7 protein-coding genes are annotated in these 10,980 nt (G+C 57.0%); 4 read left to right on the top strand and 3 right to left on the bottom strand.

Annotated elements, in window-relative coordinates; translation table 11 throughout:
* Positions 1 to 408 precede the first annotated feature (408 nt).
* A complete protein-coding gene (locus JWG43_RS08445; protein WP_205242470.1) occupies positions 409 to 1,449 on the top strand; it encodes a LysM peptidoglycan-binding domain-containing protein in 1,041 nt (346 codons plus the stop codon).
* 372 nt (positions 1,450 to 1,821) lie between these two features.
* Here JWG43_RS08445 and JWG43_RS08440 read toward each other — a convergent pair whose 3' ends face one another.
* Both JWG43_RS08440 and JWG43_RS08435 read right to left on the bottom strand, forming a co-directional pair.
* On the bottom strand, positions 1,822 to 2,802 hold the full coding sequence (locus JWG43_RS08440; RefSeq protein WP_205242469.1) for a malate dehydrogenase: 981 nt from the start codon (positions 2,800 to 2,802) through the stop codon (positions 1,822 to 1,824).
* 343 nt (positions 2,803 to 3,145) lie between these two features.
* On the bottom strand, positions 3,146 to 3,730 hold the full coding sequence (locus JWG43_RS08435) for an NUDIX hydrolase (protein WP_205242468.1): 585 nt from the start codon (positions 3,728 to 3,730) through the stop codon (positions 3,146 to 3,148).
* Positions 3,731 to 4,680: 950 nt separating this feature from the next.
* Here JWG43_RS08435 and JWG43_RS08430 point away from each other — a divergent pair.
* The 3 genes from JWG43_RS08430 (at position 4,681) to JWG43_RS08420 (ending at position 6,681) form a co-directional block, all read left to right on the top strand.
* A complete protein-coding gene (locus JWG43_RS08430) occupies positions 4,681 to 5,262 on the top strand; it encodes a DUF4402 domain-containing protein (RefSeq protein ID WP_205242467.1) in 582 nt (193 codons plus the stop codon).
* Between the two features lie 64 nt (positions 5,263 to 5,326).
* A complete protein-coding gene (locus JWG43_RS08425; protein ID WP_205242466.1) occupies positions 5,327 to 5,770 on the top strand; it encodes a DUF4402 domain-containing protein in 444 nt (147 codons plus the stop codon).
* Between the two features lie 83 nt (positions 5,771 to 5,853).
* Positions 5,854 to 6,681, top strand: a complete 828-nt coding sequence (locus JWG43_RS08420; protein ID WP_205242465.1) for a fimbrial biogenesis chaperone — start codon at positions 5,854 to 5,856, stop codon at positions 6,679 to 6,681.
* A gap of 88 nt (positions 6,682 to 6,769) precedes the next feature.
* On the opposite strand, the gene JWG43_RS08415 is transcribed toward JWG43_RS08420, so the two are convergent.
* On the bottom strand, positions 6,770 to 10,360 hold the full coding sequence (locus JWG43_RS08415; RefSeq protein ID WP_205242464.1) for a stalk domain-containing protein: 3,591 nt from the start codon (positions 10,358 to 10,360) through the stop codon (positions 6,770 to 6,772).
* Positions 10,361 to 10,980: the final 620 nt, after the last annotated feature.

Genomic DNA, 10,980 nt, shown 5'->3' with positions numbered 1-10,980 from the left:
TGCTTCCGCTCCCGCCGAGGAACAATCGAGATCGGGGGAGAGGCAAGGCAGGCGCTGACGTACTCCTGGGCGAAACGGGAAACCTCCGTTTTCCCCTTGACAATACTTATCATGGATGTCCCTAATTACCCGCTAATTACCCGGGCGGTATCCCCAATGAAAACAGGAAAACATGGGGAAGTGTCCCTAATTGCCCCGTACCCTTTGCCCACCCGGGATTTGCTTTACGGTCTTTCAAGTTGATGGAAATTCGATCAAATTGTATAGTGTACCCCAGTGCTAATCCGAAGTAATTAGGGACACTTCCCCTATTTTGAGGGTAAAAATCAAGAACATTCCGCAAAATGCGGAAAATAGGGGAAGTGTCCCTAATTACCCCTCACGGGAAGTACCCCAGCGAGGTAACCAATGGTGACAGCCACAACAATTCGGGAAACCCTGCAAGCCGGTCGGCTCATCGAGGCCGGCACCCTGCTGGTCATGGCCGGGGAGACCCTGTCCGCCGAGGAACGTCGGCAGCTGGACCAGGAAATAGAGCAGATACGCGGCAAGGCGGAGGTCCTGCTTGCCGAGGCCGACCAACTGGAACAGGCCGGCCATATCGAAGAGGCACGCCGGCGCTATGGCGCGGTGCAGGCCATGGCGGTCGATTTCCCCGGAATCGCCGAGCATGTCAAGCGGCTGGACGATTCCCTGTTCCTGGCCCGGGCCGTGCGGCACCGCAGCCGGCGAGTCCGTTCGACCATGCCCGGGGCCGCGCCGATCGCACCGATCGCGCCAAAAAAAAAGCGCCTGCCGATCTGGGCCCTTGGGCTCGGCGGCGTGGTGGTGGCGACCATGTTCTTTGTCCTGCTGCCGGACCGCGCCAGGATTGGCCAGGAGCCGCGCGAAACAGCCTCGCCACCGGCAAGCGAGCGGAGCGAGGTCGCCCCGGCGGCCGCCATCGAACCGGTGTTGGCAGCACCATCCGGGCAGGAGGCGGCGCCGGTGCCTTTGGCCCAGCCCGTGGAACCGGCCGAACCCGAGGCAACACCGCAACCTTCCGGGGACCCCGCGCCGGTTGTCGCCCACCAAGTGGTGGAGGAGCCGTTACCGGCACCCGAACCCGAACCCACCGAATTGGCCGGCACCGGGGAGAGCACCCCGCCTGAACCGGACCTGGTGGCCCCTGCGGCAGGGGAAGCGGATACCGCCGATACCGCGGCTGACACAGATGTCGCTGATGTCGCCGATGTAACGGATACGCAGGCCCCTGAGGAAACCATTTTCTTGTACACTGTCCAACCGGGGGACACCCTTGGCGCCATCGCTGCAGCCCAACTATGCCGCTTCTGGGCCTGGCGGGATATCTACGAGCAGAACCGCGATGTGATCACCGACCCCGATCACCTGAACGTGGGCACGGAATTACGCCTGGACCAACGAGATAGCCATTGCCCCAGTAATTAAGGATACTTACAGCAACTAGTAATGCTCCCCCAATTTTTGAAAGTAATTAGGGACACTTCCCCTATTTTGAGGGTAAAAATCAAGAACATTCCACAACGTCCGGAAAATAGGGGAAGTGTCCCTAATTACCCGCCACCTACCGAGGTTATCTATGTTGGCACCCACGAAAAAGCCCCATACTGAAACCATTCTGCGGTTCAAAGGGCCGGAAAATAGGGGAAGTGTCCCTAATTACCCGACACCTACCGTGCAAACAACCCGTCGTTAAAGAAACCGCCCAGAATAGGAAAGGTATCCCGAATTACCCCTGATCGAAAGCAAAAAAAAAGGGGGTGCTCCAAGAGCACCCCCAAATAACCACTAAAAAAAACCTTATTTAAGCCGCTCAGCAATAGCATCACGCTCGCTGACCAACTCAGCCTCGGTCAGTTTGATGCGCTCACGGCTGAAGTCGCTGACTTCCAGGCCTTCGACGATCTTCCAGTCGCCGCCGGCGGTGGTGATCGGGAAGGAGAAGATCAGGTCCTCATCCACGCCGTAGGGGTTGCCCTTGCTGTACACACCCATGCTGACCCACTGGCCGTCGCTGCCCAGGGCCCAGCTGCGCATATGATCGACCGCGGCGGAAGCGGCGGAAGCAGCAGAAGAAGCACCGCGGGCCTTGATAATGGCGGCGCCGCGCTGCTGGACCACAGGAATGAACTCATTGACGTTCCAATCTTCGCTGACCAGGGATTTTACCGGCTTGCCTTCCAGGGTGGCGTAGCTGATGTCCGGATACTGAGTAGCGGAATGGTTGCCCCAGACAACCATCTTCTCGACTTTGGTGGAGTGGCTGCCGGTTTTCTCGGCGATCTGGGACATGGCCCGGTTGTGGTCCAGACGCATCATGGCGGTGATGTTGCGCGGATTGATGTTCGGGGCGTTCTTCAGGGTGATGAGGGCGTTGGTGTTGGCCGGGTTGCCGACCACGAGCACCCGGACATTGGGGTTGGCATGGTCATTGAGTGCCTTGCCCTGCACCTCGAAGATGGCGGCATTGGCATTGAGCAGGTCACCGCGCTCCATGCCCGGTCCACGGGGACGGGCACCGACCATCATGACGTAATCAGCGTCCTTGAAGGCGACATTGGCATCATCGGTGGCGATAACGCCGGCAACCAGCGGAAAAGCACAGTCATTGAGTTCCATGAGTACACCCTGAAGGGCGTTCATGGCCGGGGGGATTTCCAGCAACTGGAGGATGACCGGCTGGTCGGGACCGAGCATGCTGCCGCTGGCAATACGGAAAATAAGGGAATAGCTGATCTGACCGGCAGCTCCGGTTACCGCTACACGTACGGGTGCTTTCATTGACGTTCTCCTTGGGTTGAACCTTTACATTGAAAAAAGAGCGCCCCGGCAAGGGGCGGCTCCCAATACCAATACCTCTCTATACCTTTCAATACCTCTTGGTGTGCCTTTTAATGTCCCTTTTGGCTGTGTCCTGGCTCGTCTTGGCCCGGCAAGGCAGACTGCTCGCAAAGATATCGCCTTGTTTCCGGGTCGTGGGATCTGGGACGGAGATGAACAGAAGGATGGGCCCGGGCGCATCTGTTGCCCTGTCGCCGGCACTGCATTGCCTGGCCGTCCCGGCCCATTGCGCCTGATCACCGTTCAAATTCGTTGGTATTGATACCGGTCAACGGGGAAAAAGTCAAGCGCTCTTTCCTTTTCCGCCTGCGACCGCCGCCTCCCTGTTTTTGTCGCCAATATGGCGATATCGGTCGGCTATCACCATCATCAGGGTCTCGTAGGTGAAGCCCCAGACAAAGCCGCGGGTGGCGGGGATGCAGGGGAAGAGCACTTCGGGGCAGCGGGGGCTCATCGGTCGCTCGATGATGTTCTCCCGGTCGGCGACATAGTCGAGGTAGAGCCACTCAGCGCAGCTGATCTCCGAGGTCTGCAGGCGGAGTCGCGGCTGCTCCGGCAGTTCGAACAGGTAGGTGGTCACCGGCACCGGCTGGTTGAGGTGGTTACCGGCCGGGCGGCAGGGGTACTCCTTGACCAGGTGGGCGGTGGACAGCTCGATGCCGCACTCCTCGAAGGTCTCCCGCAGGCAGGTGGCCAGCAGGGAGGGGTCCTCCTGGTCCCGACGGCCGCCGGGAAAGGCGTAGTGGCCGGACCAGGGGTCCTGGGGATTGGCATTGCGCTTGAGCACCAGCACCTCCGGCACCGGTCGGCAGGTAACGATGGTGGCCACGGCGGCCTCGCTGATGGTGATCGATTGCGGCGAGTTCATCTTAATATATATACCAGATTTCCCGCCACGAGGCGAGGGGAAGGTAATCAGGGACACTTCCCCAGTAATTAGGGACACTTCCCCTATTTTCCGCCCTTTGAGGAATGTTCCTGATTGTTACCCTTAAAATAGGGGAAGTGTCCCTAATTTCCTAATTTTTAACGGAGCAATAGCGTTTTGGTAGTGTCATTGAAATACCAAAAAGTTACCCGATGGGAAGTTGTACCGGGGTTTTCTCTCTATCTGGCAGAAGGAAGGTGAAAATATTCACCTGAAGCCGTGCGTGGTCGTCCAGGTGTTTGTTTTTTCGGCGGTGATTTTTTGTATAATTTTCATTTTTCAGACAGTTACGAGCAAAATGAGGGGGTGCGGCCCAGGGCGCTCCAAGGGAACAACTGGACGGTCTTTTGCGCGGCAAGCACAAATATTATTGAATTATTACATGCAAATAAGTTCAAATGCGATCCGGAGGAACATGGGTCGGCAAGGTTGTTGCCCTTACTGGCACGCTGTCTGCTATAAGTACGGCGAGCGCAAAAAGTTTTGAAAATGGTATTTATTATCATAACACTTGGTAATGAAAACCGCCGTCCGCAATAGCCTCCGCGGCGAAAAGATGAAAAGATGTAGAATATGGTGCACAGGGGTGTCCCTTGTTATCCATCAACTGACAAGCCGGTTGAGTGACTAAAATGAAATGTATTTGTGATGACGGCTTTTTTCGCTATGTATCTTTTTTTACGTTGAATTTTTTTTGGGGCAATGAGGATCGCCATGGGGATTGGGCGGTAAACGGCAATATAATGCTTGCTGATAAAAAAATTAGATAAATATTTTACAAGCAGGCGCCGATAACATATCATTCGGTAAGAACATGAAGATCTTGCCGCTATCAAAACACGTGCGGTTCTTTGGGGATCGTGCTAATTTAATCACGTAGGAGGAAGGATATGAAAAAGAAACTATGGACGGGTTCTGCACTTTTTGTCGGCGCGGCAATGCTGGGGGCACTGGCTCTTTCCGGGGCCAAGGTTGAGGCAGCGAGCCATGACGTTGAGGTGGAGGCCACTATCACGACCACATTGGTTGAAACCGTGGTGCGAGGGATTAACTTTGGTACCATAGATTTGGTTCCCGGTAAAACTGAAACAGTTGTTATGGACGCCAGTTCCTTAAGCTCTATAGCATCAACCGGGATCGATAATACATCGGCAAAAACAGTTCCCGGTGGGTCAACAGTTTCCGCATTTACCTACGACACTGGCTTGATAAGCGTTGCGGCGGCTTTTGAGCTAAACAATGTCGAAGTAGTATATCCTGTGGCACCCCAAGACTTAATTGGGCAAGTAACCGGGAACATACTCACCATCACCGATATGGCGAATAACAGCTGGGGCGGTGCAGGAACTACCCTTCATAAGGGGGCAACCGAAACCCTTTATATTCATATGGGTGGGCAATTGAACATTCCCGCCAACTCGCCCAATGATACCTATGTCGGCACGGTACAAGTAACCATCAATTATCTGTAATCAAAGACCTGTCGCTGACATGTTCTCGAGTCCAAGGCAACACATAAGCCGCTTTGGGTGGTTATTGACCAGCATATTCCTGGTGTCCCTGTTCACCACCCCCATCGCCTGGGCGGAGGGGGTGGTGGCCCAGGTTACTGGGCTCCATTTTGGTCAGATTGATCTGTATCCCGCAGGGGATACGATCACCATTGCCGCCCAGGATGGCCCGACGGAGAAATCAACGGCCGGTCGGTCGCTGGTGACCGGCGGCGGCAGTGGGCGTATCAGCCTCACCTCCAGTGAACCCTGCCTGGTGGAGGTGCTTTATCCTGCATCGGTCACCTTAACGTCGGGAGGTCATACTGTGACTGTCAGGGGCTTTTCATCCCTGTCACAGACAAGCGCCGAGTTGCCGGGCGGCGGTGTCAGGCGTGACCTCAGCATCGGCGGCAGCCTCGAATTGCCGGGTAATGCAGCACGGGGCACCTACAGCGGTACCTTGACCCTGCATATTCATTTTTTCTAGATGGGAGTTGCTTCATGCTTTCAGAATGTTCATTGCGACGGGGACGATCATTGTCCCTGTTTTTTTTGCCAGGCATTTTTTGCTTGTTGGTGGTAGTCGGTCTGGTTGATTTTGGCCAGGCAGCATCCAAGAATCTGATGGTGACCCCCATACGGGCTGTTTTCACGGATCGGCAACGTGCGGTCGAAGTCCGGGTCAGCAATCTCTCCGATGAATCGATCACCTATGCAATTTCCCTGGTCAGCATGCGCCGTGATGCCGAGGGGCAATTGTACCAGGTCGAGGATGAGATGGAGACCGAAGAAGAACGGCTGGTCAAGGACATGATTCGTTTTTCGCCGCGCCGGGCGACCATCAAACCGAGGGAACAGCAGTCCATCAAGTTGATGGTGCGTAAACCCCAGGATCTGCCTCCGGGGGAGTATCAAACCCGCCTGAGTATCAGTCCACTTGAAGACCCTGCCCAGGGGCAGGCAACGCTGTCCGGTATCCGAGCGGATGAGCACATGACCTTTCTTGTTGACGTTCTGGTCACCTCCACCATACCAGTGATTATACAGCATGGTGACATTGCCCCGGAAGTCACCCCGATCGCCCTGACCCTGCCGGCGCAGAACGCCGATCCCGAGAACCTGCGGGCCAGCGTGCGATTGGGCCGTCACGGTGAAGGCAGCGCTTTTGGCAGGCTCGTTCTTCGGTATTTACCCGCCGATAACCCGCGGGCCGAGCGACAGGTCGGCCATCTGGAAGGGATCGTCCTCTATCGGCCGGAAACGGAACGAGAATATTCCGTGCCAATGCACAATGTTTCTTCCCTTGATCTCTCTTCCGGTACGATCCGGGTTGAGTTTCTCCCTGATTCCGTTGGCAGGGGCCAAGCCGCAGCCATCAAGGATTTTCCTCTGCCCTGAAAGGCTTTCTTCACAGCCCGGGGGCACCCTTCCGTGGTGCTCCCGGGATTTTTTCTTCTCCGCCAAGCCGTACTTTTCTTTCCGAGCTTTATTTCTGCCGTCGTTGCATGGCTGCGTACCTGCCGGCGACCCCGGCGGCATTGAGAATGGGGCGCCCCAGCGTTCCCACTGCATACCCGGTTGTCCTTGTCCACTGGGGGGGGGCATTAACCAGTTCCTCGATCGGAGCAAAGGGCTGGATAACGGGGTGGTCAATGGGCCTGAAGATGTTCTGCCTGTTTTGGCTCAGTTGAGCAGTGCCTGCGTTGGAATAGCTGCCTGGATCTGTCCCTGTGACCGTCGCGGTCTCCGTTTGATTGTCGCCGGGAGCGCTCGGGTTACCGGCATTCAGGGTCAATTGGCCGCTGGTGGCCGGTGCCGGCGTGGTTGTGAGTGTTCCGCGCTCAGATGTGGGTATCGGAACGGGAGCCGTAATGGGGCCGGTAAGTGAACCCCTGGTACTGTTCGTTGGGTTTGTTGTCGGGGGGGTACTCGCCTTCGGTGTTTGCAGGTTTTGCTTCTCGGTTTGTTGACCAGGTTGGACGTCGGCCCTGGCAACCGTCTGCAATGGTTGGATGTTGATTGCAGGAGCGGGTGCAGTGACCACCTTGAGGGGCTGGATGGCAACGGTTGTGGGGGATGGCTCGATCACGCGCAAGGGACGGATGTCGAGGCGTGCGGACCTGTTCGGCTGGGTGGCAGCAACAGTGGGTGCGGTTGTGTCCTCTGTTTCGCTGTTGTCAGCGGGATGTTTCAGGGAAGATGGAGGAATCACGGCATCATTGCCCGGGGGGTCGGCTGGGGGCGCCAGAAAGATAATATCGTTGCCCCCGGCAATAGTCCCTTCGCTGCCGATGACGATTTCTTGACGCAGCTCCTCGGCCAGGTAACTGATGCGCGGGTCCTCACTGCGGACATGCAGGGTGTAGGTGCCGGGGAAGACCTGCTCAAAGAGGTAGAAGCCGTCAAATTCAGACGCGGTTGTCTGGATGAGTTCGCCGGCTTCGTCCCGCAGTTCCAGGCGCACCCTGGATAAAGGGATTCTGTTCCCGTCGCTGTCCTGATAGTAGAGGGACCCGTCAATTTCACCGGTGGAGACAATGGGGAACTCCAGGGCCTGGATTGTTCCTGAGCGCGCCATCATGGCCACCCCCGGACTGGCCGGCTGCCAGAAAGGGTCCTCCAGGGTCCTGGGATTCAATTGTACATCCGTGGGGGCAAAAGCCTGCAGGTTGCTGAGCAGGGCCAAGCCCTGTTCATCGGTGGTTGCCCTGGCGGCGGCCTGGGCGGCAATGACCTGGACCTCCGGCAAGGGAGTGTCGCCTTCGTCGAAGATGCCGTTATTATTGGCATCGTGATACACAAAGGCGGTGGCCATTCCCGTGCCGGTTCTTCTTTCTGACTGGACCTGCATCTTGTTGCTGATCGGGTCCCGACCCAGGGAAAAGGAGAGAGAGAGGAAGGCGCCGTAATCGCCTTCACTGTTATAGGTCAGTTGGGGCGAGAGGATGACCTTGCCGGTGTCATAGGACATGTTGAGGGCCGCTTCAGTCGTTTCTATCTTACCGGTTGTGTGGACGAGATCGGCTCCGGCGGTGATATCTCGGCCAAAGGGATGGATGGCGGAGAGTCGATACCTGCTGGTGGGATCCTCCTTGCCGAGTTCATACTGCATGGCCGCGGTAAGCCGTCCTTTGCCCAGGCGGCCCGAAGCCTGGAACTGACCGTCGATGGGAGCTAGGGAACCCGCTGTCGAATCATACCAGTTGGTGGTATTGGTCAGGCTGATATTGTGGAGTCGTCCGGAGAGACGGGCACTGGTGCGACCGGTCTGCCGGTCATCGAAGGTATTCTCTATCCTTGACAGGGAGTAGGAGACAGGACGTAAAAAACTCAGCTGGGGAATCCCCCCGCTGATCCCGTATGAGGTTCTCGCCTTCAGGTTGCTGGTCGGTCGGTCCGGAATGATGAAATCGGAGAAAATTTCATGGCTGGCGCGCAGGTTGAAAGGCCCCAGGCTGGTCTGCCCCTGCAGGGCGAGACCGCTGCCGCCTTCACTGTCAAGGATGCCGTTGAATGCGCCGTAGAAGGAGGAAATTGTGCCGGTCAAACCGGCCTGCAGGTAGTTCTGGATGCTCTGGCCGACGTCGATGCCGGCAAAACCGGCGTTTGCCGAGAGCCGTTCCGTCAATCCGTAGTTGAACCGGCCTGCAAGCCGGCCCTTTTCGTCCGTGTTGAGCTGTTGTTGGTCAAGACCGAACACGCTGGTGTTGTTCCGGGTAGCGGAGAGGCTGTAATTGAAGTCTCCGGGCGGGAGCATGCCGCCGCCGATCCGCAGATTTTTGCTCTCAACGACGCGTTGCTGCCCCTGGGGGCCGTGGGCCACCACCTGAAAGGCATTGGTGCCGACATTGATCGGCACGTCTTCGAAAAGATAGCGGCCGTCCTGGCCGACCCGGATGGAGTCGATCAGGATGTCATTACGATACAATTCCACATCCCAGCCGGGTTGCATGTTGCCCTCGAACCGGGTGGTGTCAAAATCTTGGCTGGCATGGATGTCGCTGTTGCTGATTGCCACCCCGATGCCCGACCCGCTGCTGCCGAGCAGGGGCAGGGCAACCGGAGAAAGGTCACCCATTGTTACCTGGCTGGCCTGCATCGGTCCCAGCAACTGCCCTTCCAGATCTTTTCGTTCCAGCCTGATGCGGGCCGTGTCGAGGGGGGACTGGTCGCTGCCGGTGAGAAAAAGCTGGGCGCCCATATGGGCGAGGTCACCTTCGGCGACCATTGAGTGCGTGAGCTGATAATTGTTGCCGTTGTTGAATCTGCCGGAGAGGTTGAAGTCCATCACCGGAAAGGAGTACATCGCATAGGGGGATGGGATCAGGTCGAATTTCAGGCCTGAATCCGTGTGCTCGCCGAGGCGCTGGCGGAGCAGTTCCCGTTCATACCTGGCTTGCAACGGGAGCTTTTCCCGGGGAATCATGGTGGCGGTGAGTGCTCCATAGGATATGCTGACATCCAGGGGCAACCATCGGCTCAGAACTTGGGCATCGAGATAGATATCATCATCGCCAACCGCGATGAGGCCATCATCCCACGGGTAGTTTTGCCCTTCGATCCGTATGGTCTGTCTGCCGGTATCCACGGAAAATGTCCGGTCTTCGGAAATAAACCAGCCCGAGACGGTCCCCTGCTCCACGTCCACATCAAGGGCAAGGTCGAGGGCCTGGGCTATGTCGCCCAAGGGGAGGAGGGTTTTCTCGCCGTCACCATAGGCGATGATGGTCTGGTTGAGGCCCACTTCCCGGCAGATCAAGCTCAGGATAAGCAGGTACTCATCGTTGAGTAGGGCGCCGGCGGGGAGGATCGACCGCGGCGGCGTGGTGGCTTGTATTGAAACCGCTGTTACCCCTGCTTGGCCTCCTTTGATATCCGTAGCTGTGGGCAGCGCGATGCCAGCTTGGCGCAATTCTTCTGTCAACTGGTTAAAATGTTGCCAATCCAGTGCCACTTCCTGGTGGTGCAGTTTCAATAAAGCTTCACGGGTCAACACCAGCTCGGCAATACGCCCTGCTTCGATGTCGGTATTTTGACGGATCAGTTGCCAGCGGGCGTACTGGTCTGTTTGCCGCAACAGGGTGTCAGCCTGTTCAACAGCCAGGTGTGGTGCAAACGAGGGCGGCGGTCCGTTGCGAGCTTGAGTCAGCTGCTTTGCTTGCGACCGAGCGTTTGCTATAGGAATGACAGGAGATGTCAAATGCAATCCCTGTAGGGTTCAGTTCAACGAAAAAAATATGTGTCTGTACCATGCTCATGCACGATATGTACCTGAATGACGGTGGCTCGTGTTTTTAAGGCACAATGTTCTGTTTTGACCACCGGGGATGCGATCCCGCGGTGGCTGTCGGTTGCAACCTGCCGCCACCCATGAGGCGCAAGAGGCGCGGGGCCACAAAACGATCGTTGCCCTCCGCCCGCGACATGATTCTGATACCCGCTCATTGGCTGCATGATGACTCGGACTTTCCACAACCTGGGTGGTAAGGTTGTATGGTTTTTGCATATAAGTGCGAGTGGGCAGTAAAGCTGGTTATCAGCTGCCGCATTTGCCTTGCCTGGACCTGCCCCGGGTACCATTGCCAGGGAACTGAGCATCAGGTCGGTACGGAACCTGTGCGGAGCCGTCTGGTGCCTGGCGGCTGAGGTCCAGGAGCATGGTTGTCATCTTGGCGGGAGAACAGGGGATCAAGCAGA

Source organism: Desulfobulbus alkaliphilus (assembly GCF_016918545.1).
In the GTDB taxonomy this organism is placed as follows: domain Bacteria; phylum Desulfobacterota; class Desulfobulbia; order Desulfobulbales; family Desulfobulbaceae; genus Desulfobulbus; species Desulfobulbus alkaliphilus.
The sequence above is the reverse complement of the archived record's forward strand: the minus strand, read 5'-3'. Positions and strand labels throughout refer to the sequence as shown.